The organism is Amycolatopsis orientalis DSM 40040 = KCTC 9412, from assembly GCF_000478275.1.
Taxonomy (GTDB): domain Bacteria; phylum Actinomycetota; class Actinomycetes; order Mycobacteriales; family Pseudonocardiaceae; genus Amycolatopsis; species Amycolatopsis orientalis.
The window spans coordinates 169,956-194,399 of sequence record NZ_ASJB01000080.1 but is presented as its reverse complement, the minus strand read 5'-3'; the positions used below and the strand labels follow the sequence as shown (position 1 = coordinate 194,399).

At 69.8% G+C, this 24,444-nt stretch carries 21 protein-coding genes; 13 read left to right on the top strand and 8 right to left on the bottom strand.

Going from position 1 to position 24,444, the window contains the following annotated elements:
- Positions 1-33: 33 nt before the first annotated feature.
- The 6 genes from cydB to L324_RS28675 all read left to right on the top strand — a co-directional run bounded on the left by cydB (position 34) and on the right by L324_RS28675 (position 9,143).
- Positions 34-1,041 (top strand): cytochrome d ubiquinol oxidase subunit II, encoded by a 1,008-nt coding sequence (gene cydB, locus L324_RS28700; RefSeq protein WP_037315557.1) that lies wholly within the window; start codon positions 34-36, stop codon positions 1,039-1,041.
- On the top strand, positions 1,038-4,289 hold the full coding sequence (cydD, locus tag L324_RS28695; RefSeq protein ID WP_081736499.1) for a thiol reductant ABC exporter subunit CydD: 3,252 nt from the start codon (positions 1,038-1,040) through the stop codon (positions 4,287-4,289). Before cydB ends, cydD begins: the two co-directional genes overlap by 4 nt.
- 14 nt (positions 4,290-4,303) lie before the next feature.
- Positions 4,304-5,449, top strand: a complete 1,146-nt coding sequence (locus L324_RS28690) for a GAF domain-containing sensor histidine kinase (protein WP_037315553.1) — start codon at positions 4,304-4,306, stop codon at positions 5,447-5,449.
- A 133-nt stretch (positions 5,450-5,582) separates the two neighbouring features.
- A complete protein-coding gene (locus tag L324_RS28685) occupies positions 5,583-6,221 on the top strand; it encodes an excalibur calcium-binding domain-containing protein (protein ID WP_037315550.1) in 639 nt (212 codons plus the stop codon).
- Positions 6,218-6,850 (top strand): class F sortase, encoded by a 633-nt coding sequence (locus L324_RS28680; protein WP_051174141.1) that lies wholly within the window; start codon positions 6,218-6,220, stop codon positions 6,848-6,850. Before L324_RS28685 ends, L324_RS28680 begins: the two co-directional genes overlap by 4 nt.
- 94 nt (positions 6,851-6,944) lie before the next feature.
- Positions 6,945-9,143 (top strand): tetratricopeptide repeat protein, encoded by a 2,199-nt coding sequence (locus tag L324_RS28675; protein ID WP_037315547.1) that lies wholly within the window; start codon positions 6,945-6,947, stop codon positions 9,141-9,143.
- On the opposite strand, the gene L324_RS28670 is transcribed toward L324_RS28675, so the two are convergent.
- The 5 genes from L324_RS28670 to L324_RS28650 form a co-directional block, all read right to left on the bottom strand.
- Positions 9,103-10,749: a hypothetical protein gene (locus L324_RS28670; RefSeq protein WP_037315544.1), complete on the bottom strand. Its 1,647-nt coding sequence runs from the start codon at positions 10,747-10,749 to the stop codon at positions 9,103-9,105. The genes L324_RS28675 and L324_RS28670 overlap by 41 nt on opposite strands.
- Positions 10,749-11,375 carry a response regulator gene (locus L324_RS28665; RefSeq protein ID WP_037315541.1) on the bottom strand — a complete coding sequence of 209 codons (627 nt, stop codon included), beginning with the start codon at positions 11,373-11,375 and terminating at the stop codon, positions 10,749-10,751. The genes L324_RS28670 and L324_RS28665 overlap by 1 nt, the downstream gene beginning before the upstream one ends.
- 9 nt (positions 11,376-11,384) lie before the next feature.
- A complete protein-coding gene (locus L324_RS28660) occupies positions 11,385-12,521 on the bottom strand; it encodes a hypothetical protein (RefSeq protein WP_037315538.1) in 1,137 nt (378 codons plus the stop codon).
- A gap of 25 nt (positions 12,522-12,546) precedes the next feature.
- Positions 12,547-15,066, bottom strand: a complete 2,520-nt coding sequence (locus L324_RS28655; protein WP_235783676.1) for a M14 family zinc carboxypeptidase — start codon at positions 15,064-15,066, stop codon at positions 12,547-12,549.
- Between the two features lie 68 nt (positions 15,067-15,134).
- Positions 15,135-15,452: a nucleotide pyrophosphohydrolase gene (locus L324_RS28650; RefSeq protein ID WP_037315532.1), complete on the bottom strand. Its 318-nt coding sequence runs from the start codon at positions 15,450-15,452 to the stop codon at positions 15,135-15,137.
- A gap of 151 nt (positions 15,453-15,603) precedes the next feature.
- Between L324_RS28650 and L324_RS28645 the strand changes: the two genes are divergently transcribed.
- The 5 genes from L324_RS28645 (at position 15,604) to L324_RS28625 (ending at position 20,355) form a co-directional block, all read left to right on the top strand.
- Positions 15,604-16,506 carry a nitrate- and nitrite sensing domain-containing protein gene (locus L324_RS28645; RefSeq protein ID WP_037315529.1) on the top strand — a complete coding sequence of 301 codons (903 nt, stop codon included), beginning with the start codon at positions 15,604-15,606 and terminating at the stop codon, positions 16,504-16,506.
- A complete protein-coding gene (locus L324_RS28640; protein ID WP_152547030.1) occupies positions 16,503-17,816 on the top strand; it encodes a DUF6880 family protein in 1,314 nt (437 codons plus the stop codon). Before L324_RS28645 ends, L324_RS28640 begins: the two co-directional genes overlap by 4 nt.
- Positions 17,817-18,014: 198 nt before the next feature.
- On the top strand, positions 18,015-19,571 hold the full coding sequence (locus tag L324_RS28635) for a DUF1841 family protein (RefSeq protein ID WP_037315526.1): 1,557 nt from the start codon (positions 18,015-18,017) through the stop codon (positions 19,569-19,571).
- A gap of 71 nt (positions 19,572-19,642) precedes the next feature.
- The gene (locus L324_RS28630) at positions 19,643-19,942 is read left to right on the top strand and encodes a type II toxin-antitoxin system Phd/YefM family antitoxin (protein ID WP_037315524.1); all 300 of its coding nucleotides are present in this window, start codon (positions 19,643-19,645) and stop codon (positions 19,940-19,942) included.
- Positions 19,939-20,355, top strand: coding sequence for a type II toxin-antitoxin system VapC family toxin (locus L324_RS28625; protein ID WP_037315522.1), 417 nt, complete (start codon positions 19,939-19,941; stop codon positions 20,353-20,355). The genes L324_RS28630 and L324_RS28625 overlap by 4 nt, the downstream gene beginning before the upstream one ends.
- A gap of 184 nt (positions 20,356-20,539) precedes the next feature.
- Here the strand turns inward: L324_RS28625 and L324_RS43150 are convergent, their stop codons facing one another.
- From L324_RS43150 to L324_RS28610, 3 genes are all read right to left on the bottom strand, one after another.
- The gene (locus L324_RS43150) at positions 20,540-20,710 is read right to left on the bottom strand and encodes a hypothetical protein (RefSeq protein WP_162835885.1); all 171 of its coding nucleotides are present in this window, start codon (positions 20,708-20,710) and stop codon (positions 20,540-20,542) included.
- 316 nt (positions 20,711-21,026) lie between these two features.
- Positions 21,027-21,959 (bottom strand): type I pantothenate kinase, encoded by a 933-nt coding sequence (gene coaA, locus L324_RS28615; protein WP_037315518.1) that lies wholly within the window; start codon positions 21,957-21,959, stop codon positions 21,027-21,029.
- A gap of 156 nt (positions 21,960-22,115) precedes the next feature.
- Positions 22,116-22,757: a macro domain-containing protein gene (locus L324_RS28610; RefSeq protein WP_037315517.1), complete on the bottom strand. Its 642-nt coding sequence runs from the start codon at positions 22,755-22,757 to the stop codon at positions 22,116-22,118.
- Positions 22,758-22,854: 97 nt separating this feature from the next.
- On the opposite strand from L324_RS28610, the gene pheA reads away from it, so the two are divergent.
- Both pheA and L324_RS28600 read left to right on the top strand, forming a co-directional pair.
- Complete coding sequence (gene pheA / locus L324_RS28605) at positions 22,855-23,763, top strand: prephenate dehydratase (RefSeq protein WP_037315515.1); 909 nt, start codon at positions 22,855-22,857, stop codon at positions 23,761-23,763.
- Complete coding sequence (locus L324_RS28600) at positions 23,760-24,380, top strand: histidine phosphatase family protein (protein ID WP_037315513.1); 621 nt, start codon at positions 23,760-23,762, stop codon at positions 24,378-24,380. Before pheA ends, L324_RS28600 begins: the two co-directional genes overlap by 4 nt.
- Positions 24,381-24,444 lie beyond the last annotated feature (64 nt).

The window sequence follows — 24,444 nt, the reverse complement described above, 5'->3', positions numbered from 1 at the left end:
GGCCGGAGTGACCGAAGCAAGCAGGAGTGTCCGATGACCCTCGAAACGATCTGGTTCTGCGTCATCGCGCTCTTCTGGCTCGGCTACCTCTTCCTCGAAGGCTTCGACTTCGGCGTCGGCATGCTCATGCCGGTCCTCGCGAAGGACAACACCGAGCGCCGCGTCATGGTCAACACGATCGGCCCGGTCTGGGACGGCAACGAGGTCTGGCTGATCGTCGCGGGCGGCGCGATGTTCGCGGCGTTCCCCGGCTGGTACGCGTCGCTGTTCTCGGCCGCGTACCTGCCGCTCCTGGTGGTCCTGCTCGCCCTCATCGGCCGCGGCGTCGCGTTCGAATACCGCGGCAAGGTCGACTCCGACCGCTGGCGGCGCAACTGGGACCGGGTGATCGGTCTCGGCTCGTGGATCCCGCCGTTCGGCGTCGGCCTGCTCCTCGCGACCACCGTCCTCGGCCTCCCGCTCGACGCCGACGGCGACCGGGCGGGCGGCGCGTTCGCCGCCATCCGCTTCGAAACGCTGCTCGGCGCGGTCGCGGTCGTCGGCTTCTCGCTGGTCCACGGCGCCGCGTTCCTCGCGCTCAAAACCGAGGGCGACCTCCGCCACCGGGCCCGGAACCTGGCCACACGGCTGCTCCCGGTCGCGCTGCTGCCGCTGCTCGCGTTCCTCATCGTCGTGCAACTGCGTTCGGGCGACCTGTGGACGCTGCTCCTCATCGGGGGCGCCGTGATCGCCGCGGCCCTCGCCTGGTTCCGGCTCCGCGAGGGCAGGGAAGGCCAGGCGTTCGCCGCGCTGGGCGGGGTCATCGCCGCCTCGGCGGTCGCGCTCTTCGCCGCGCTGTACCCGGACGTCCTTCCGTCCACTTTGGACCCGGCGAACACGCTGACCATCGCCGGCGAGGCATCGAGTCCGTACACCCTGACCGTGATGACCTGGGTCGCGCTGTTCGGCGCCCCCGCGGTACTGATCTACCAGGGCTGGACGTACTGGGTGTTCCGCAAGCGCATCGGCACCCGGCACATCCCACCGGTGCACGCACCATGACCGAACTTCCCGGCCGCGAAACCCTTTCCGCCACGGAGTCCACAATGGACCCAGCGCGACCGGGAAAGGGTCCGCTCGGCGCGCTCGCCCCGCTTTCGGCGGCGGCGCGCCGGGCGTTGATCCTCAGCGGGCTGCTGTCCTTCGTCAACGCCGTTCTGCTGGTGGGGCAAGCGTTCCTGCTGGCCGACGTCCTTTCCGCGGTGGTCCGCGGAGCGCCGGGGGACCGCACCGCCCAGCTCGCCGTGCTGCTCGCGCTCGTCGCGGGGCGCGCGGTGACCGGCTGGGCGGTGCGGGTCGTCTCCGCCCGCGCTGCCGCCCGCGCGAAGGAGGAACTGCGCGCCAAGGCCCTTGACCACGCCTTGAAACTCGGTCCGGAATGGATCGCCCGCCGCGGTCACGGCGAGCTGACGTCGTTGACCACCAAGGGACTCGACGCGCTCGACGCCTACTTCACCCAGTACCTCCCGGCGCTGGTCACCGCCGCGATCGTGCCGCTCGCCGCCGGCGCCGCGATCCTGTACGCCGATTGGCCGTCGGCCGCGCTCATCGCGATCACCGTCCCGTTGGTGCCGCTGTTCGCCATCCTCATCGGCAAGCACACCGCCGAGCGCGTCGCCGACGCGGCCGACGCCGAACAGCGGTTGTCGGGACATCTCCTGGAACTCGTCCGCGCGCTGCCGGTACTCAGCGCGTTCCGCCGCGCCGAGGCGCAGGCCGAGACGGTCCGCAAGATCTCCGAACGTCATCGCCGGACGACACTCAAAACACTGAAGGTCGCGTTCGCGTCGGCGTTCGCGCTGGAACTGATCGCGACGCTTTCGGTCGCGCTGGTCGCGGTCGTCATCGGTGTCCGGCTGGTCGCCGGTGAACTGCCGCTGGCCATCGGACTCGGCGTCCTGATCCTCGCGCCGGAGTGCTATCAGCCGCTGCGCGCCGTCGGCGCCGCGTTCCACGCCAGCGAGGACGGCGTCGAGGCCGTGCGCCGCGTCGCGGACGTGCTCGCGGAACCGTTGCCGCCACAGGGTTCCGTGACACCGGCGAAGGGCGCGGTCCACGTCGAAGGACTGCGTGTCGCGCGCCGGGAAGGGTTCGCACCCGACGGTGAGACGTTCACCGTCCGGCCCGGCGAGCTGACCTGGCTGCGCGCGCCCAGCGGTGGCGGCAAGTCGACGACGCTGGCCGTACTGCTCGGATTCGTGCAAGCCCACGACGGCACGATCACCGTCGCCGGAACCGACCTCGCCGACGCCGATCTCGACCGCTGGCGCGAGAACGTCGCCTGGGTGCCGCAGTCGCCGGTGTTCGGCGGGGGCACGGTCCGCGAGGAGGTCGGCGCCGACGACATCCTCGGCGAACTCGGGCTGACCGGCCTGGCCGAGCGCCCGGTTTCGAAGCTGTCGCAAGGACAACGCCAGCGGGTCGCGGTGGCGCGGGCGTTGGTGCGGGTCCGGGCGGGCGCGTGGCTGCTCCTGCTCGACGAGCCCACCGCCCACCTCGACGAGGTCAACGCCGGACTCGTCATGGCCGCCGTCGCTCACGCCGTCGACAACGGCGCCGCCGCGCTCATCGCCGCGCACGAACGCCCGTCCGGTGTCGACATGTCGACCATGACTGTGGTGGATGTCGGCACCGCGGCCGAGGAACCGGCCGCCAGGCCGGTGCCGTGGCGCGAGCTGGTCCACCCCAGGTTCTTCGGCGGCGCTCTGCTCGGCGCGGCCGCCTTGCTCGCCGGTGTCGCGTTGGCCGCGCTCTCGGGCTGGCTGATCGCGAAGGCGTCGCAGCAGCCGCCGATCCTGACCCTGACCGTGATGATCGTCGGTGTGCGGACCTTCGGCCTCGGTCGCGCGGGGCTGCGCTACCTCGAACGGCTGGTCACGCACGACGCCGCGTTCCGGATCGCCGGACGGCTGCGGGTCCGGCTGTGGGAGTCGCTGGTCCGCCTCGGGCCCGCGCGTGCGCTTCGCGCCGGTGAGGAACAGCGGAGGCTGGTCGGGGACATCGACACCGTGCGCGATCTCCTTCCCCGCGTGATCACGCCGTTGGTCGTCGTCACCTTGGTGGCCGTGGGCGCCGTCGCGGTGCAGACCGTCGTGCTGCCCGAAGCCGGGCTCACCCTGGCCGTTGCCGTACTGGTGAGCGCGTTCGCGCCACTGCTCGCGCTGCGGGCGGAACGCCGCGCGACCGCCGCGCTGGCCGCCGGACGACGTTCGGTGTCGGCGCAGGTACTGAGCCTGTTCGAAGCCGCCGCCGAGCTGATCGCGTTCGGAGTCGACAAAGAGCGTCGTCGCCGTATCGCCACGACCGACGCCGCGTTGACCGCCGAAGCGCGGCGTCAGGCCTTCGGCGCCGGTGCGGCCGACGCGCTGATCATCCTGGCGACGGGTGGGGCCACCGTCGTGAGCGCAGGGTTCGCCTTGACCGCCGTCGCCGCCGGCGCGCTGGACCCGGTTCTCGCGCCGGTCGTCGCCCTGGTCCCGCTCGCGCTGGCGGAGGTGCTCTCCCTGCTTCCGCCCGCCGCGCAGCACTGGGACACCCTGCGGCAGGCCCGGTTGCGCCTCGCCGCGTGCAATGAAAGGTCCTTTCCTTGCAAATTTCGCCAGGAAAGGACCTTTCCTGGCGCCGGCGGGGTGCGGATCCGCGACGCCGACCTCGCCTGGCCCGGCACGGAGCGCCCCGTCCTCACCGGGGTCGACCTCGACATCGCCCTCGGCACCCACGTCGCCGTCATCGGCCCCAGCGGCGCGGGCAAGTCGACCCTCGTCGCCGCCCTGCTCGGGTTCCTCAAACCGACCAAGGGCGACGTCGCCGCGCCCGCGAACGTCGTCTGGGCGCCGCAAGAACCGATGCTCGTCTCGACCACGGTCGCCGAGAACCTGCGCCTCGCCAAGCCGACGGCGTCCGAGGCCGACCTGCGGAAAGCCCTGTACCAGGCGGTTCTCGAGGACGTCGGGCTCACCACCATGCTGGACAGCGCGGGCGCCGGGCTCTCGGGCGGGCAGGCGCAGCGGCTCGCGTTGGCGCGCGCCATGCTCGGCGCCGCCCAAGCGGACCTGGTCCTGCTCGACGAACCGACCGCGCACCTCGACGAACCCACCGCGCGCACGGTCCGCGAACGCCTGGCCGAGGCGCTGTCGGGGAAGACCGTCGTCCACGTCACGCACAACGCCGCCGAGGCCGAAGGCGCCAATGTGGTGCTGGAGGTACGAGAGGGTCGCGTCACAGCGCGCACACCGGCCGGAGCGGGCTAATGTCGATAGCGCTCATGGATCCCACACTTGCCGCGCGCGCCCTGTCCGCCGCCACCGAGATCACCGGCACCGCCCTGTCCGGCGAAGACCCGGGCGACGTGCTGGAGACGGTGGTCGCCCGCGCCGTCGAACTGGCCGAGGCCGATCTCGGTCTCGTCATGGTGCGCGCGGACGACGGCCAGGTGGTCGCCGAAGCCGCGCACGGAGCGACCACGCAAGGGTTGCGCGGCCTGGCCTTTTCAGCCGATTCCGCGGCGGGCCAGGTCGCCCGCGGCGGTGAACCGGTGGTCAGCGAGGATTTCACCGTCGATCCCCGCACGGCGCCCTTCGTGCCGCCCGAGTTGCAGGGCTTCGGTCCCTTCGCGGCGTCGGCGTTCGGTGCCGGCGGGCGCGTCCTCGGCGCGCTGACCGTGTACCGCCGCCACGGCGGGGCGCCGTTCTCGGCCAGCACGGTCGAGGTTCTCACCGCCTTCGCGGCACAAGCGGGTGTGGTCCTCGCGCTCGCCGAAGGCGCCAACGCCCGGCACCGCGTGACGCTCTACCAGGAGCGCGAACGCATCGCGCGCGAACTGCACGACGTCATCGTGCAACGGCTCTACGGCGCGGGCATGCAGCTCGACCGCGTGCGCAAGAACATGCGGAAGCGCTTCGCGCAGGCCGACGGCGCGCGGCTGTCCGAGGCGATCGACCAGCTCGACCAGACCATCGAGGAGATCCGCGGCACCGTGCGCGCGCTGCGCAGCCCGGAACCCGCGAACGAGCAGGTCGTCGCCACCGACCTCGCCGAGTCCGCGCGGGGCGAGGTGCGCATCGCGGGTGAACTGCTCGGCTACCCGCCGACCCTCGAACTCTCGGGAGAACTGGCCGACATCCCCGCCGAGCAGGCGGACCACATCCGCGCCGCCCTGCGCGAAGCACTGTCCAATGTGGTCAGGCACTCCGGGGCCAGCGAGACCCGCGTGACGCTCAGCCGCGACGCCGAGGGCGTCAAACTCCGCGTGCGGGACAACGGCTCCGGCGTGCCGCAGGGCGTCGCCAAACGCGGCCTCCGGCATCTCGACGAACGCGCGACGACCTCCGGCGGACGGTTTTCGATCAATTCGTCGCCGAGTTTGGGAACCCTGGTCGCTTTCGACGTTCCGCTCGACCAAACTGTGTGAAATTAACGGTATCTGTCGCTCGATCGAGTGACGATTCGCGTTTTCCGATTAATCCGTAACGGCGGGGCCCGGTGCGCGATTACCAGTGCATCGAACGCGCTCCGAGCGCGAATTCCCATCGAAAGGACTCCCCATGTCCTCGGTTCGTCGCGCCCTCGGCACGGCCGTGATCCTCGCCGGATTCTCCTTGTTCGGCCCCGCTTCCGTCGCGTTCGCGCTGGCCGAAGCACCCGCGATCGCCGATCTGGACTGCGCCGACTTCCCGTTCCAGGAAGACGCTCAGGCCGTGCTGGACAAAGATCGATCCGATCCGAACGGTCTCGATCGGGACAAGGACGGAATCGCGTGCGAAACGCTGCCGAAGCGTGGAACATCGCCGACGAAAACGATCACCCCGACTTTGCCGACCCTTCCGCCCATCACCACGGAAACGAAACCGGTGCCCAGCAGTGCGAAATCCGCCGACAAGGACTGCGACGATTTCCCCAGCCAGGCCTCCGCGCAGGCCGAGCTCAAGAGGGACCCGAGTGACCCGAACAAACTCGACGGTGACCACGACGGGTATGCCTGCGAGTCCCGCTTCGGCGAGCCGTCGCGGTCCGGCCAGGTGAAGGTCAAGCCGTCCGGTGGCGTCGCGACCGGCGGCGGCGAGGCGACTGAAGTCAACGGTGGTCTCCTGGAGATCGGCGCGGTCGCGCTGGCGGGCACGGTTCTGCTGACCGCGACGGCCGCCGGCGCCACCCTCGTCCTCCGGCGGCGTGCCGAGCGATGATCCCCGCTTCCTGGCGCCGGTGGCCGTTTCCGCTGGTCATCGGCACTTTCATCGGGGTGGTGCTCGCGGCCGCGCTGACCGCGTGCGCCACTCCCTCGGCGGGCAGGATCGCGTCACCGGCCCAGCCCACCACCGTGGTTTCGGTGGCCTCGTCGGCCGCCGAAGCCGCTCCGCTCGGGCACGCGAAACCGACGACCCTCGAAATCCCCGCGATCGGGGTCCGCACCGGCGAGATCGTCGACCTCGGCCTGTCCGGTGACGGCAGCCTGCAGGTACCGCGCGACGCGGTCACCACCGGCTGGTTCACCGGCGGTCCGGCCCCCGGCGAGGTCGGTCCCGCCGTACTCGCCGGGCACGTCGACTACAAGAAGGTCCCCGGTGTTTTCGTCCGGCTCAAGGATCTGAAGGCCGGTGACGAGGCCGTCGTCCATCGCCAGGACGGGGTCACGGCGGTGTTCACCGTGTACGCCGTCGAGCGGCATCCGAAGGCGTCCTTCCCGACGGAGAGGGTCTACGGCGACACGACCGGGCCGGAACTGCGCCTGATCACCTGCGGCGGGGACTTCGACTCCTCGACCGGCAACTACCTCGACAACGTCGTCGTCTTCGCGAAACTGACCCGCGCTTAGCCCGTACCCGTGCACCCCTGAGCGTGTTCACGATGTGTGACGCTCGTACCTCCCGCTGCTACCGTGGCGTTCTTGGCTGAACGAGGGGGAGGCCGTGGTCGATCTTTTGCAGGTCGTCGTGGACGAAGCCGCGAAGGCGGCCGCGACCTCGGCGGTGGGGGCGGTGTCGACGGCGAGCCGGAACGTGGTGTCGCTGCTCAAGGAAAGGCTGGGCACGACCAAGTCCGGCAAGGACGCGCTGAGCCGCCGGGCACTCGCCGCCGCCCGTGCCGACAAGGAGTGGGCTGATCGCCTGATCGAGGCGGTTTCCGTACTCCATGAGGAAAACGCCTCGACGGCGACGGCGGGAATCGAGAATTTCCGCAACCACCTGGCCATCCTCGCCGATCCGCCGAGGACGGGGCTGAAGCTGATCGTCGGCGCGGCAGGTTCGGGAAAGACCGAACTCGCCCGCCAGCTCGCCGACCGGGTACAGGAAGACTTCCCCTCGGGCCGGGTCGAGGTGCCACTCGGCCGGTATCGCGACGGCGACGAATTCGACGCGGCCGCGGTGAAACGGTACGTGCTCAGGGAGTTCGGGATCCCCCACGGCGAGATCCCGGCCGACGACGAGCAGCTGGACCGGCAGTTCCTGGCGGTGCTGGTCACCAGGTCGTTCGTGGTCATCCTGGACGACGTCGAACTCGCCGCCGAGCCGGCCTTGTTCACCAGGTTCCGCACCAGCCTGGTGCTGGCGACGGCGTCGGTGTACAGCCGCGAACTCAAGACCTGCGACCCCGCGGCCATCGAGCTGCGGGGACTCGACGTCGAGGGCGCGCGTGAACTGCTCGCGGACTTCTGCGGCAAGGTGCGGCTGACGGACGAACCGGTCGAGACCGACCGGTTGGTCGACCTCTGCGATCGGATGCCGCTCGCGCTCCGCGAGGTCGGCGTCACCCTCGCCGGTCGCGCCGGGGAAGCGCGGCCGGTGGCGACATTGCTCGACGAGTACCGCGATACGGGTGTCGTAGACGTCGAAGGAGTCATTCAGGATTCCTTGCGGCGCACGTTCGCCCGGCTTTCGGACGCGGCCGTCGAGGCCTGTGCCGTACTGGCCGAGCATCCCGGTGGCTTCTTCACCCGGGCCACCGCGACGGCGATGACCGGCGACGCGAAGGTCATCGACGAACTCATCGCCGCGCAGCTGACCTACCAGGCCGGCGATTGGTACTCGCTCACCATCCTCGCGGGACAGTACGCACGCACACTGCCCGCCGAGCGGGAGGCGGGCTTCGACCGGTTGCTCGCCTACGTCCGCGACACGGCGGTCGCGGCGGATTTCCGGGAGAATCCCCAGCGCCTGCGCACCTACGTCGTTCCGTCGAAGCGGGACTGGGACCTGCGGGTCGATCACATCGACTGGCTGGAGGCGCACCGGTCGCTGATCGGTGAGCTGGTGAAGCTCGCCTGCCTCCGCCGCCGCTACAAGGAGTCCTTGCAACTGGCCGGGGCCTTCGAGGCGCTGGTGAACAAGCGTGGCTACTGGCGCGAATTCGTCGACATCAGCGACTGGGCCGTGAAGGCCGTCGAAGCGGACGAGGACGCGAAACCCGCCCAACTCGCGCGGGCCTTGATGATGCGGGGCAAGGCCCGCTACATCGCGCGTTGGTTCCCCGCGGCGCTGGAGGATCTCGACAGGGCGGCGAAGATCCTGTCCGGTCCGGCGGCGGGGTTCGCGGAGAGCCGATGGCGCAAGCTGCGGGCGTCGCTGGCGGAGTTCCGGGGCCGTTTCCACGAAGAACGCGCGGATCTGCTCGCCCACCGGAACGCCGGGGAAGCGGAAATCCAGCGGGAACTCGCGGAAGCCGAACGGCACCTTCGGGCGGCGTGTGCCCTCAGCACGGAACTCGCCGATGGCCCGGCGCTCGCCATTCACCCCCGGATGCTCGCGAACGTGCTGATCAAGTCCGGCCGTCCGCAAGAGGCGATCGCCGTTCTCGGCACGATGGCAGCCGCCGGGCGCAACCAGGCCCGCGTCGAAATGGTGTACGCCAACGCGTATCTGGCTCTCGGTGACCTAGCCGGGGCGCGAGCGCGCTTCGGCTCCGCGTGGAATCAGCTGGCCGCCCAGCGAGCCACCCAGTACGTCTGGGAGCTCAGGGAACTCCAGGCGCGGCTCATGACCGCCGAAGGTGACCCCGGCGCGATCGACGTCTGGGGGCGGCTCGCCTACGACGCCACGCGGATCGGCCACCCGCGAGCCGACCGGTACTTCAGCGCACTCGAATCGTCGTCGAGCGACCGCCGACCTTGACGACTTCGGCCGGGGACAACCGGCCGAGGTAAGCCAGCGAAGCGGCGATCAGCGGATCGATCGAGCGGTCGGTCAGTGTCAGCTCCCGCTGGACACCGTCACGGGTACGGACCAGGCAAGTACTCGTGCCCACCGTCGCCGCGGCCACCGACGCGTCCGGCCACTGACGGAGAATCTCCTCCGACCAAAGGGGAAAGCGTTCGCGCTCCGGCTCTTCGAGTCCGATGTAGACGATCGACGCATTGGACAGTTGCCGCAGTGTCGCCCGGGTTTCGTGCGCCACGAGGTGTTTGCCCGCCAGGTCGTGCCTTCGGCCGGTACTCGGGAATCGCACGATCTTCACGGCCGGTCCCGACTCCTCCGCGCCGACGACGAAGGTGGCGACCTCGTGCGGCTCGACGTCGGGCACCTCGTGGGGCGGGAACGAGGCTTCGGTGGCGGGCTCGGGAAGGTCCATCAGCCGATACAGCCGCGGCCGCAGCAGTCCGGCCGACATGTCCGGGGCGCCGACGGCCTGTTTGACGACGGCCGCGTACTCGCCGGGGCTGTGCCGGTGGATCGCGAGATCGATCTGCGGTCCCAGCGCGGCGTCCGGATCGAGCCGCGCGGTCTGCGCGGCGAGCGCTTCGATGGGCGAACCGGGAACCACGGTCTCCCCGCCGTCGCCGATCAGGAGCAACGGCCGGTCCACCGCGGCGGCGTACAGCGCCAGCGAGCCGAAATCCGAGATGACACACGAAGCGGCGATGAGCGCGGCCTGCCAGCCGGCTTCGGGGGGAAGCACTCGAAGCCCCGCCTGCCGTGCCTCGGAAAGCCACGCGTCGACCTGCCAAGGGCTGTGGGCCGCGGTGATGCCCGGATGGAGCACGGCACAGCAGCGATACCCGTCGTATTCCAGTTCGGAGACCAGTCGCAGCGGGAGATCGGGCACGGTGCCCAGCAGCGAACCGGGTCCCCAGGTGGAGGCGATGACCACCAAGGTGTGGCCGGGATCCCCGAAGGCCGCCCGGTAGGCGGGAGCGCGATGCGTTCCCGCCCGCAGCCGATCGTGGCACGGGTCGCCGACCATCACCGCCCGTGCCGCCGCGTCAGGACCCGCTTCTCGCAGGTGGGCGCGCTGCTCGGGATGGGAAAGCGCGACCATGGCCGGGACGACCCGGCCGTCGCGGACGAGCCGGTCCGGGTTCATCCCGGCGACCGTCCGGCTCCGCGGGTAGTACTTCTGGTAGCCGATTCCGTGGGGCACGAGCACGATCGGCGCGTCGAAGAGGTGGAGATCGTCGTTCTCGCTCGCCGCGATCACCAGATCGAAGCGGCTTTCCAGCGCCTGCCGCCAAGGAACGACGGCGGCGCGCAGCGCACCGAGGTATTCGGGCACCCCGGCGCTGAAGATCGCGCTGCTGTCCGCGTCGTAGGTGAAGACCAGCTGGACGCGGCGATCGTGGTCGATCAACGACAGGATGTCCAGCAACCTCGTCAGCGTCGTGACCGTGCGGACGACGACGAGGACCTTGCGCTCGAAGCCGACGGTGAGCCACTGGTCGAACGCGGGATCAACCGGGACTTTCGCCCAAAACGACGGGGGGGGGGTACTTTTTTCGCGCACTACCTGTCCCGGCGCGCGATCCACGCCGCGGCCTGCGTGCGGCGCTGCATGCCGAGCTTCGCGAGGACCGACGTCACGTAGTTCTTCACCGTCTTCTCCGCGAGGAACAGGCGCTCCGCGATCTCGCGGTTGGACATGCCCTGCCCGATCAGCTCGAGCACCTCACGCTCGCGTTCGGTGAGCGAGCCGAGTTCGTCCTCGGGCGGATGCCGCAGCTTGTCCAGCACGCGCGCCGTCGACAGCGGGTCGAGCAGCGAGCGGCCCGCCGCGACCTCGCGGACCGCGTTGACGACGTCCTGCCCGCGGACCTGCTTCAGCAGGTACCCGGCGGCGCCCGCCATGATCGCGCCGACCATGGCCTCCTCGTCGTCGAACGCGGTCAGCATCAGGCACTGCGGCGGGTTCGGCTTCGAGCGCAGCTCGCGGCAGAGCGCGATGCCGTCACCGTCGCCGAGCCGCACGTCGACCACCGCGACGTCCGGCTCGACGTGCATCGCCACGGCGAGGGCTTCGTCGACCCCGCTCGCTTCGGCGACGACCTCGATGTCGGGCTCGTCGGTGAGGAGGTCGCGCAGACCGCGCCTCACCACCTCGTGGTCGTCGATGAGCAGCACGTGGATCGGCATACCCCCACGTTACTTCGTCGCCTTGGCGGCCACCCGCTCCATCAGGGGAGACGGCAGATCGGCCCGCTCGCCCAACCAGCGCGCCCACTTCCGCAGCAGCACCAGCGCCGCCGGGTCGCGCCAATCCCCGATCACGTCCAGGTAGTAGTCGATCCGTCCGGGGGAAACGTCGAACCGGGTGTCCGGCACGAGGCCGTCCATCCATTCGCCCGCGAGATCTTCCACGTCCTCGGGATCGGGCTCGGTGCCGTAGCGCTCGATATGCCATTCGGTGAACGGACGGGTCATTTCGGCCGGATCGGCGTCACCGAAGAACAGCCGGTGCGGCGGAAGCGGCATGTTCCGCTTCTTCAGCGCCGCTTCGAGGTCTTCGAACCGGCGTTGCGCGCGATGCCAATTGTTCAGTGCGTCCCGTGATTCATCGCCGATGACCTGGAAATCGCAGCTGACCAGGCCGGTCAGCCGTTCGGTGTCGGTCACCGCCCTCGGCTCCGCGTCGCCGGCTTCGTCGCCGAGTTTCCTCCGCCACGCTTCGACGGCTTGCTCGAGGTCGTCGTAGACGTGGCCGTCGGCCAAGACGCACAACCCGGACATGTCGACGTCAAAGAGGTATACGCCCGGATAGGTGTAGGCCGCGATCACCGCGAGGCGGGTGCCGTAGCCGTCACGCATCTCCCAGACGTCACCGGTCGCCTCGATGTTCGCGAGGGATCGCGGCCATTCCGACAGGCTCGCGGACTCGATGCCCGCGATCGTGGACCGCAGCGTGGCCACCACGCCGGGCGCCGCGATCGCGAGCAGGCCGTGCAGTAGTCGCCACAGCGCCTCCGTCGGCTCGGTCTCCGCCTGAGCGGCCACCTCGACGACCAGAGCGGCGAAGAACAGATCGAAGTCGAGACCGTCGTTTCTGTCGTCGATAGCGCGCTTCAGTGCGGCCCCGAGCAGTTCACAGGTCGCCTGCTCGAGGTCGCGGGCCGTCTCGCAAGACAGGAGACCACCGACGCCGCCCAAGACGTTCTCGGTGCCCTCGTCGAACCAGTCGGGGATGGACACCGATTCGGCGGCGAGCGGAGACTTCGACTTCGTCGCCTGCTTCTTGTTCTTCTTGGCCTTTTTGGGCTTCCGGCCACGGGAAACGGGGGACATGACCGCAGAGCGTAGACCGTCTCGATCAGGCGGCGGCCCAGTAAATCGCCTTGGCCACCTGCGAGTACAAGCCCTTCGGGTGATCGCGGAAGAGCGGTTCGGTGCCGAACAGCACCACCCGCCCGCCGAGTTCCGAGGTACCGGACACGACGGCCGCCTGACCCGCCGCCTGCAGCGGGCCGCCGGTCCCGTCGTCCCGGGTCCGCCAATGCCCCGCGACCAGGGGATTCCCGCTCGCGTAGCGCTGCTCGACGCTCACCGAGGAGCCGAGATCGGTGAACCAGAACGGCCCGTAGACGAACGAGTGCGGCAGCGCGCCGCCGCCCACCGGTCCGGTCCCGTTGACGACCGAGACGACGCCGTTGCCGTCCTCCCAGCCCGCCACCGGACGGGCCTCGAGCAGTCCCGCGTCCGTGTTGAACCGTGCGCCTGTGGAACCGCGCGTGACCACTCCGCCGCGAGCTAGGAAGGCGCGTAGAGCGTCCTGCGCGGCGGGGTTGAGATCGGTGTACCGGAGCCCCGAGGACACGAACAGCAGGTCGATCCGCGACCAGTCGAATCCGGCGTTGAGCACCGCCGCCGACACCGGCCGGACGTCGAAGCCCATGTCCCGCAACGCCTTCAGCTCGTCCGCGCCGACGGCTCCCGCGATCGTCTTGCGGCCCAACGGGGTCGCCGCACCGGTGGCCTCGGTGAGCCGGACGCCGTAGCGGTCCGCCACCTCGGCGGCCGCCGGACGCGCCGACGCGGGGACGACGATCGTGCCGTCGGCCGTGCGGCCCAGTGCGAGGCCCCGGTTCAGCAGGTCGTTGACGGCGCTGACGTCCTTGCCGTCGGTGAGCTTCAGCGCGAGGTCACGGCCGGGGGCGGCGTCGATACCGCCGGTGGGCGCCGCCGCGGCGACGTCGTGCGCCCGGACGTCGAGCCTGCCCTGACGGACGATGTCGACCGACGCGCCCCACAGCAGCCGGTGGCTCCAGCCGGAGATGTCGTACATGACCGGCACCTTCGCCGAGATGTCGCTGCCCTGCTCCAGCATCACGTTCGCCAGGCCGCGCTTCGGCTGGTGCATGTCCACGAGGTACGAACCGGCCGGATAGCGCCGTCCGGCCAGCGAGAACGGCCGATCGGCCTGTCGCACCCGGACGTCGTTGGCCACCAGGTGGTCGACGAGCCGGGAAGCGGCGACGGCCGAGCGCTGGTCGGCGCCGGCGGGGATGACGTACGCGCGCGGGAACTCCGTGCGGTAGCGGTCTTCCGGCCCGAAGCCCGGCACGAAGCCGTCGGGGATCTCGCGCTGCGCCTCACCCGCCTCGCCGCGGCGGAACATCTCGATCTGGTTCGCGATCAGCTCACCGCGGTTGCGGTCGACGTAGTCCAGCGTGCTGCCGATGGTGGCCTCGACGACCTCGGTGTTGATCACCGAGCGCCGCTGGAGTTCCGGCATGGGCTGTGTGTCGTAGTCCTGGTTGTTGACCCGCATCGGGATCTCGATCGTGAACGACACCGCGCCGTGGTACATCGCGTACTGGGCGGTGTAGATCGGCGCCCAGCCGTCCCAGCTGCCGGGTTCGTAGTCGCGGAACGGGATCTCCGGCTTCGCCGTCTCCGGCCGCCCGAGTGCCTTGACGGCCTGCTCCATGCCGAGCCCGTTGGCGTACCCGTGCTTGATGTAGAGGTCGAAGTCGTAGTTCTGGCCGTGCGGCGGCGTGGTCGGCTCGATGAGCGTGTTCTCGACGTAGCCGTGTTCGTCCAGCATCATCAGCGGCTGCTTGCCGATGGCGATCCCGCGCATGGCCCGCACCTCGGGCTGCGACGCGGTCACGAAGTCGCGGTTGGGGTCGAAGCCCTGCGACGTCTGCCGCGTACCGGCGACCCGGCCGTCCGGATTGGCGGTGACGTTGAAGTAGAAGCGATTCCGCTTCAGCAGCTCGGTCGTCTTGGGATCGTTCGACGTCGCCAGCTTCTCGATGACGCGCAGCGCCCCGTCGGTGCCTTCCCATTCGTTGCCGTGGATGTTGTTGTTGATCCACACCGGAGCCTTGTAGCCGTGACGCAGGAACGGGTCGCGCGCGGCACGGGCCGGGTCGTTCTCGATCAGCGACCGCCACGCGTCCTGCCGCCGCGTCTCGGCCTGGCTCTCCGGCGCCGTGAGCGTCACCAGGTAGAGGTCGCGGCCGAGACCGGACTGCCCGGCGATCTCGACGGAGATCCGGTTACTGCGCCCCTGCAAGGCGTTCAGCTTCGGCGCGAGCGCGTGATACGGCGCGAGCCCGAGTTTGATCGACTTGTCCGCCGGGTTCTCCGGGTAGACCCGCAGGTTGGTCTTGCGCGGATAGCCGGACCGGTCGCCCGCGACGTTCTCTCCCGCCGCGGCGCGCGCGGCGCTCATCGGCGGGTCGGTCGCGGCGACGTCGTTGCGGTCCGGCCCGTTGCCGGGGTCGCGATGCGGGGTCGCCGGCGGCGGCGCGGCGTAGGCGGGCGCGACGACCGCGCTCAGTGACAGCATCAGGGCCAGGACCACGGTGCGAGCCGAACGCGACAAGGGCCACCTCCAGAGACGTCGGCACAGTCTTTCGGCTCGCTAAAGACGTCACAAGACCCGAAAGGCGGCTAACCGGGCGCCGGGAAGCGGTGCTCGTTCCGGTCGATCTTGGCGTTGGCCGCCTCGATCAGGTCGACGCCGAGGCTGTTCGCCAGCTGGAGCAGATACAGCGTGACGTCGGCGATTTCGTCGACGACGTTGTGCGCCAGCTCGGGGTCGGAACGCCACTTCTCGGACTCCTCTGGCGTGAGCCACTGGAACAGCGAGGTCAGCTCGCCGACCTCGCCGGACAGCGCCATGACCAGGTTCTTCGGGGTGTGGAACGGTTCCCAGGACCGGGCCGCGGCGAAGTCGCGGAGGCGCTGGTTGAGATCGTCGAGAGTCACGTGCCGTGCCTACCAGATCGTCACGGTGCGCTAACCGCCGTATGGCGGACGGGCGTTGACGTGCAATTTGCAACTTGCATAGCGTCGCTGGGCGTCGGGGAATCGATCCGGAAGGAAAGCCTTGACGTACCAGCGAAGCCTTCGCTCTCGCATGCTCTCCATCGCGTTCGTGCCGAGCGCGGCCTTGGTGCTCGTCGCGTTGTTCATCGGCGGATTCCTGGTCCACCAGGCCATTCAGGCCCGTGACGACGCGGAGTCCGGAGCCGTCGCCCTCGCCGGGGCGAGCCGGGACATCGCGGCGCTGCAGCGGGACCGGGCGGTCGCGTTGAAGGCTCCGGGCAGCCGTTCCGCCACCTACACCGCGTACGCCGACCGCATCGACACCTCGCTTTCCTCCCTGCGCGAGATCGCGCGGACCGCCCCCGACGCCGAGGTCGGCTACCAGCAGACGATCGCCGTCGAACTGCTCACCGTCGTCGAAGGGATGGACCGCAGCGACTCCCTCGCGGTCGCCGGGATCGACGACGAGGGGAGGCGCGAGTACGCCGCGGCCGTCGGCGCCTACCGGTCCAGGCTCGCGGCCGTCGCCGGAACGCTGACGGAAAGTAGTCGCCGGGTCTACCGGGATCTCGTCGGAAGCGAGGACTGGGGCCGGTTCGGCGCGGTCGAAACGGCGTTGAGCGCGGCCACGCCGCCGCCCGTCGGCCAGGACGCCTGGCGTGCCGCGGCCGGCGTCGTCGGCCGGTCCCTCGGCGACCTCGCCACCCGCCAGATCGAGTACTCGGCGCAGCTCGCGATCGACGGCGGACGCCGGGTGCTGAGCGGCGCCCTCGCCGCCACCGCGGCGATCTCGCTGCTCGCGGGGGTGGTGATGGCGGTCGTGATGCTGCTCGCGCGGCGGCTCCCGATCCCGATCATCCGCTGCCCGGCGCGTCTCGAAGGAGTGCTCCCGGCGCCGGTGAGCTGGTCACACCGTGTACACGATTACGCCGAAAAGAGCACGCTGTTGGCCCACACGCGTCGGCGAACCGGTCGGGCAGACTTGTCCGGGTGAGTTCGACGACGGATCTGCGCCCCTACCTGCGCACCTTGGACGCGGAAACGCTGGCGGACCTGCTTCATGCCCACGCCGAGCGTGACCCTGTGTTACGGCAGACCCTGGAGAACCGTTTCGTCACCCAGGGGAGTGATCTCGCCGAGGCGCACCGCCTCCTGGACACCGCCGTGACGGCGGGGAACGTCGAGTACGCCGCGAAAGTCGGCTCGGTCCTCGACACGCTTCAGCGCCTCCTCGACGCCGGCAGCCGCGCCGATCTCGCCCCGCTCGCCCGCCGGACCGTGGACGACATCAGCGAGATGCTGGAACAGATCGACGACGCCTCCGGCGAGGTCGCGGACCGGCTGGACCGGGCCGTCGAGCTGTACGCGCGGGCCTGCGTCGCGCGTCCGCCGGATCCGGAGAGCCTGGCCGACTGGATCCTCGAAGTGGAGTTCGACGGGCCGGGCTGGCCGGTCATCGACCTGGCCGACTTCGCCACCGCGTTGGGGGACAAGGGCATAGCCCGAATCAAATCTACTGTGGACAGTGTGCTCGCGGAGCAGCCGTCAGGGGCGAAACGGGAGACGGCCGAGCGGTTGCGCGAGGAGCTGGCGGAGGCGTCCGGCGACGTCGACGCGCTCGTCGCGATTCTCGCCGCCAAGCCGCCACGGGTCGACGTCAGCCTCAAGATCGTGCGCGTGCTGCGCGCGGCGGGACGGCACAGCGAGGCCATCGCGCACGCGGCGCGGGCGCTCACGCACGACAAGAAGGAAGAGGCGCCTCCGGCCGAGGTGGAGCCAGTTCCCTTGTCCCGCAAGGAATTCGACGAGAATCCCGGCAGTGCGACGTATCTCGCGCTGCGCGAGGAGTCGCTGGAAACGGGGCGGTGGGTCGCGCAGCGGAAGTCCGCGCTCGCCCGGTTGCGGGAACTCGCCGCCGAAAGCACGGAGGCCGCCGACGAACTCGTCCGCGCACTGCTCGGGGAGGATCGCGCCGACGAGGCATGGCGGGCGGCGGTGCGTTTCGAAGCCTCTTTGGCGGTGCGCGTCGAACTCGCGGATTCGCGTTCCGTCGCGCATCCGGCCGAGACCATTCCCATATACCGGGACCATGTCGAAGAATTGATCACGCATAAAGATCCGAACTCCTACCGGGAGGCCGCCCGGCAGTTGCGCAAACTGCGCACGGTGCACAAAAAGGCCGGTACGGCTGAAGAATTCAGCTCGTACCTCGGCACATTGGTGGAAATACACAAACGGAAGACCCGGCTGATCGCCGAGGTCAAGGCGGCGAGAATCGCGATTCCGAAAACGGCGAAGGCGTAACCGGTCCCGTCGTCGGTCGTTATTCGAAGTGAACCGAGGAAACCCGGCGAAGAAGGTCGAGCCATACTGGCGGGGCCGTCGAAGTCGCGGTGGTCCTGAACCGGTGTCCACCCGCGTCCTCCCCGCGACCGGACCCCGCGTTTCGCGCCCGGGACCACCGCGACGAGCGGGTTCGGTGCCCCGTGAAAACATGTCGCCATGAGTCCGGTCAGCCGTGCCCGCAAGAAGGCAGCCCAGCCCTCCACCCCGAGTGTGACGGGCCTCTTCAAGGACGTCCTCCGGGACTTCTCGACCCTCGGTGCCGAGCCCGACGTGCTCGACGTCGAGCTGCTGACGTCCGAGGTGCTCGGCCAGTGGTGGGACCTCGAGATCGAGGAGGGCGAGCAGCCGCTGGGCCTGGAACTCATCGCGTTCGCCGAGCGGAAGATCACCCCCGCCGCGGCCGCGCTGCTCGCCGGGCTGCGCGTGTTCGCCGAGACCGAGGAGGAGCGCGAGGCGGCCGCCGCCGCGCTCGGCACCGTGCTGGGCCGCGGGATCCCGGAGCCGGAATGGGCGGCCGACCTGGCCGCGGTGACCGTCGGGGACTGCTGGCGGACCGGCGACGTCTTCGGTGACGAGTCCTCCCTTCTCTGCGTCTTCTCGCGCGGCGACGTCGAGCACGGCCTGCTCGCGCTGGTCGACTTCACCGAGGGTGGCCGGATCCGCGACGTCGTCGTGGTCGACAAGCCGCACGACGTGCTGGCCGAGATGCGGCAGCAGGCCGCCGACGACCCGGAGCTGGTCACGCTGGAGCGAGTGCTGCCCGAGCGCGCCCACCAACTGCTCGCGGACGGGCTGGCGGCGACGGACGTCGTCGAGGAGCCCGACGTCAGCGAGGACTACGCGCGGTTCCACGCGCTCGCGCTGGCCTGGATCCGGGCCCTTCCCGCTCCCGAGCCCTCGCCCGAGATCATCGAGTGGCCCGAGCGGGTTCGCGAAGAGGTCGTCGCCGACTTCATCGGCTCCGGGCTTGTGGAGGACACCGAGGCGACGCGGTTCTACGCGCGCCTGCTCGTCGACTACGGCTGCGAGACCGAGCCGGGCAACCCGTTGCGGGTCGGGCCCGAGAAGCTCGCCAGGTTCCTGGAGTCCTTGCTGGACGGGGAGTTCGAGGTCGACGAGGCGTACGAGGACGCGCTGGAGCCCGCGCTGCTCGGCTGGGTCACCTGGGCCGCCGACCGCGCCGGACTTCCCGAGGGTGCCCGCGTGGCGCTGCTCGAGAGCGCGACCGAGTTCCTGGAGGAGTTCTCGCAGGAAGAGGACTCCGCACTCGACGTCTACTTCGACGGTTCGGAGGGGATCGAGGACCCGGCGGAACTCGCGGAAGCCCTCCAGCGGCGGATGTTCGCCGTCCCGACGGTCTACACGGAGATCGGCGACGAGGAGCTGGAACTCGAGCCCGCCGACCCCGAACAGCGCCGTCTGCTGGTGATCGGCGAGCACCCCGAGTACCACGAGGCGCTGGCCGAGGAGACCTTCGACGGCGAGCCGAGGATGCGGCTCGCGCTCAAGACCACGATCGTCGACCAGCTCTGGGCGGACGAGCCCGCCGAGGTCTGGCAGGCCGTGCGGCGGCTGAGCGAGACGGGGCAGGAGCGCGACGAGATCTTCGACCGCCTCATCGACGTGCTGTCGGCCCAGCTGAGCGAAGCCGGCGAGCACGAGATGGATTACGACCTCGACGACTATAGGAAGGCGCTGGGCGAACTCGCCTGACGTCGCGTTTTCACCGGTCACGACCTCTCCCTACCCTTGCCAGTCCCCCCAAATCCGTCTAGTCTGTCTAGATGGAAGCAGCAACCTGGCAGGTACAGGACGCCAAGCAGCGGCTGAGTGAGCTGCTGCGCCGGGCCGCGGCCGAAGGGCCGCAGTTCGTCACCAAACATGGGGAGGAGGTGGCCGTGGTACTGGACATCGCGGACTACCGCAGGCTGGCAGGAGGCGGGGAGGCCGTCGATTTCAAACTCGTGCTCTCCGGTGAACAGCACCACCCTGAATACGGGGAGGCGCTGGCCGACGTGCTGGAGGAGATCGCCGCCGAACGCGCGGAGGATCTGCCGAGGGATGTCGTGGAGGTGAGCGGGTGAGCTTTCTGCTGGACACGAACATCGTGTCCGAGGCTCGGCGCCGCACCCAGAACCCGGGTTTCGCCCGGTGGTGGGGCGGGGTGTCGTCGAGCAGGCTCTATTTGAGCGCGCTGACCGTCGGAGAGATCGAGAGGGGGATAAGCAAACTCAGGCATCGAGGAGAGCGGGATCGCGAACGGGCGGACGCCCTGGCCGAATGGCTGGGCGGGCTCACCGCACAGTTCTCGGAACGGATCCTGCCGGTGACCGCCGAGATCGCGGCCGAATGGGGCAGGCAGTACGCGCCCCGGAAAGTGCCGTCGATCGACGGGCTGATCGCCGCGACAGCCCGGGTCCACGAGCTGACCCTGGTCACCCGGAACCTCGCCGACATGGCCGGGCTCGGGGCGCAGGTGCACAACCCGTTCGACTGAGTTCCCGTGAGTTCCCGTCGGTGAAGTGATGATCGATATCGGCCGAAGTGCCATCCGGTGGAGAAAGGATCAAGACGTCCGGACGTCTTGATCGACGTGCGGCCCAGTGCTGTCCGGTCCAGGGTTGTTCGGCTCAATGTTCGGCTCGGCGTTGTTCAGCCCCGTGGTGTACAGCCCTGCTTGTTCAGCCCAGTGGTGCTGCCGGGGTGCCCTTGCTCTCCGTGACTTCCGCCTTCTTCCAGCGGCGGTCCCCGCGGGCGTCGTCGAAGTCGACGACGAAGGCGCCGGCGGCCATGGCCACCAGGAGTGCGAGTCCGAGAATCGAGCCGACCCAGGTCAGGATGATCGAGAACATCGTGAGCCTCCTCCCTGCTCAAGGTCCGTTTCGAGACCTCTTGTTCCCCTGACACAAGGGTCGCCTCGGGGGGCTGTAGCCGGTATCGGCCAACCGGTTACACGTACTGAGCGTGGATCGGCCGATCGGCCGAGAAAACCCGGTCACCGGTCGCGGTGCGCGACCGGGCGGTGGCACCGGCTCGACGGTGGTGCGAAGGCTGGTACTTGTGAGGGAACGGCCGGATTTCGCTCGGGTGATCGGCTTCCGGTGAAATGATCTTGGAAGTCGCCGTGAACGCTCGCCGTGAGTAGAGATTCCGTGAGTGTCCGGTCACTCAGAGCTTACGCAGCCGGACGCGGTTGATCGTGTGGTCGGCGTCCTTGCGCAGGACGAGGGTCGCGCGAGGCCGCGTCGGCTTGATGTTCTCCATCAGGTTCGGCTCGTTGATCGTGCGCCACAGGTGGCGCGCCTCGGCGCGGGCCTCGTCGTCCGGGAGGCCGGCGAAGTGGTGGAAGTGTGACGCAGGGTCCGCGAAGGCGGTGTGCCGAAGTTTGAGGAAACGCTCGATGTACCAGCGCTCGATGTCGGTCGTCGGCGCGTCCACGTAGATCGAGAAGTCGAACAGATCGGAGACGGTGAGCCGGGGGCCGGGCTGGAGGACGTTGAGCCCTTCGATGATCAGGATGTCGGGTTGCTGAACGACCTGCTCCTGGTCGGGGAGGATGTCGTAGGCGAGGTGCGAGTACACCGGCGCGCTGACCCGTTCCGCCCCGGACTTCACCTCGGTGACGAACCGCAGCAGGGCCCGGCGGTCGTAGCTCTCCGGGAAGCCCTTGCGGTGCATGATCCCGCGCCGGACCAGTTCCGCCCGCGGGTAGAGGAACCCGTCGGTGGTGACCAGGTCGACCCTGGGGTGATCCGGCCAGCGGGCGAGCAGGGTGCGCAGGATGCGCGCGGTCGTCGACTTGCCGACGGCGACGCTTCCGGCGATCCCGATGACGTACGGCACCTTGGTGCCCCGACTGTCTTCACCGAGAAAGGTGGTGGTGGCTTCGTACAGCCGTTGCCGGGCGGCGACCTGGAGATTGATCAGCCGCGAGAGCGGCAGGTAGACCTCGGCGACCTCGGCCAGGTCGACCTGCTCACCGAGACCACGCAGCCGCAGCAGCTCCGCGGCCGTCAGTGGCAGCGGGGTAGACCTGCGCAACTCGCGCCACTGCTCACGGTGCAGCTCCACGTAGGGACTGAGCTCACGGACTCGCGGCATCGCACACTCCTCGCCCGTCGCCTGCGCTGGCGCCGTACAAAAACCGTGTTGACGAGTTCTCGGCGGAAAGGTGCCGCGAACCGGATGAAGCCGCTTTAACGGTAGGGCTTACGGCACGTGAACGCGCTGCGATGTGATGTAGCCCGCTTCGGGGCGTTACCGTCCGTTACGGGTACGGCTGGGCGTGAAGACCTCGTCCCAGGCCGCGGCGACCTGCCGTGCGCAGGTGGCGGGCGTGACCCCGCCGACGCCGGTGCCGAGGCCGGGCATCGCGATCGTGTGCACCAGATCACGGACGCGTCCCTGGTCGAGCCTGCCGTCGCGCCACTGCCGGAACACGGCGCGGGCGGCCAGGTACGGGTGCACGGTGTCCCTGGGGAGGCGTTCGCCGGGTTCCCGCATCGTCGGGGCGCTGATCAGCCAGGCCGGCTCCGCCTCGCCGGTCGGCACGATCACCGTTTCGCCGATCGGGAGTTCCCCGCCGTGGTAGGCGAGGACGGCGCTGCGCACGTTCTGTTCTACGTCGGGATAGGCGCGGGCGTAGACGGCGTCGATGCCACCGCGCATCCAGCCGTACGAGTTCGCGGGGCTGACGACGGCCTGCGCGACGACGTCGAGCACCGACCCGCGGTGCACGAAGACCCGTCCGTCCACAGTGTCCGCGACGGTGGTCCAGGCTTGGGCGAGCAGGTCATCGACGGCGCACAGCACCAGCTCCGGGGTGGGACGGTCCGGCAGGGGAGCAGAGGAGGAGCCGACATCCGTGTGGCCGGTGTGCGTGCCCGATTCGGCGGTCACGCCCTAAGCATGGCAAAAAAAGCCACCCGGCGTAACCGGTTCGCGTACCGGCTGTCCGAGTGAAAGTCGCCACTCGCGGCGTGCGTAATCTGGCGGGGTGTCACGGATCGCCTACTTCGGCCCCCAGGGAACCTTCACCGAACAGGCCGCGCGCCGGCTCGCCCCCGGCGAGGAGCTGATCCCCGCCGAGACCATCCCGGCGGCCTTGGCCGCGGTGCGCTCGGGCGACGCCGACGCGGCCTGCGTCCCGATCGAGAACTCGGTGGAGGGAGCGGTCACCGCCACCCTCGACAGCCTCAGTGACGCCGAGCCGCTCGTCGCGGTGGCGGAGGTGCTGCTGCCGGTCCACTTCAGCGTGCTGACCCGGCCGGGGGTGACCGAGATCCGCACCGTCGCGAGCCATCCGCACGCGCTCGCGCAGGTCCGCCACTGGGTCGAGGCGAACCTCCCCGGCGCGCATCCGGTCGCGACGTCGTCCACCGCGGCCGCCGCGGTCGCGGTCGACGCGGGTGAGTTCGACGCCGCCGTCACCGCGCCGGTCGCCGTCGAGCACTACCCGCTGGACGTGCTGGCCACCGAGGTCGCCGACGTCCGCGACGCCAAGACCCGGTTCCTGCTGGTCCGCCCGCCCGGCGTACTGCCGGAGCCGACCGGGGCCGACCGGACGTCGATCGTCGCCGCCGCGACGAACCGCACCGGCGCGCTGGCGGAACTGCTCACCGAACTGGCCGTCCGCGGGATCAACCTGACCAAACTGGACGCCCGGCCCACCAGGAACAACTTCGGCGAGTACCGCTTCTTCATCGACTTCGAGGGGCATGTGTCCGAGCCGAGGATCGGCGACGCACTGGCCGCCTTGCGCCGCCGGTGCCGCAATGTGCGCTTCCTCGGCTCGCACCCGCGGGCGGACGGCGGCGTGACCGAACTCGAACCGGGTGCCGCCAACGAGGACTTCACCGACGCGATCGACTGGGTCGAGTCGGTCCGGAAGGGAGCACAGGCGTGAAACTCCTCCTCGTCCGCCATGGGCAGACCGACGGCAACGTCCGGGGCGCGCTCGACACCGCCCTGCCCGGCCCGCCGCTCACCGGGCTGGGCCGCGAACAGGCCCGCGACCTCGTGACGAGACTCGACGGCGAGCCGATCGTCGCGGTCTACGCGTCCCAGGCCGTCCGCGCCCAGCAGACCGCGGCGCCGCTGGCCGCCAAGTTCGGCTTCGACGTCCAGGTCGTCGACGGGGTCCACGAGGTCGCCGCGGGGCACCTCGAAGGCAAGACCGACAAGGACTCGGTCGCCACCTATATGAGCGTCGTGCGCAGGTGGACGCTCGGCGAACTCGACCCGCCGATCCCGGGCGGCGAGACCGGTGCGCAGGTCCGCACCCGGTTCCTCGACGCCGTGGCCCGGCTGCGCGCCAAACACGAGCAGGCCGATCCGGAGGGGACGGTGGTCCTGGTGAGCCACGGCGGCGCGATCCGGCTCGGCGGCGAGTGGCTGGCCGGGAACGTCACCGCGGAGGTCGCCAACCAGGGCCTCCTCCCGAACACCGGCATCGTCGAACTCGCCGCGACCGACACCGGCTGGACCTGCCTCACCTGGGCGGAAATCTCCCTCTCGAGCTGACCCACAGGCCGTTTGCCTCCGCTCCCGCCGGGGAATACACCCCACGAGATCAATTAACACCTTG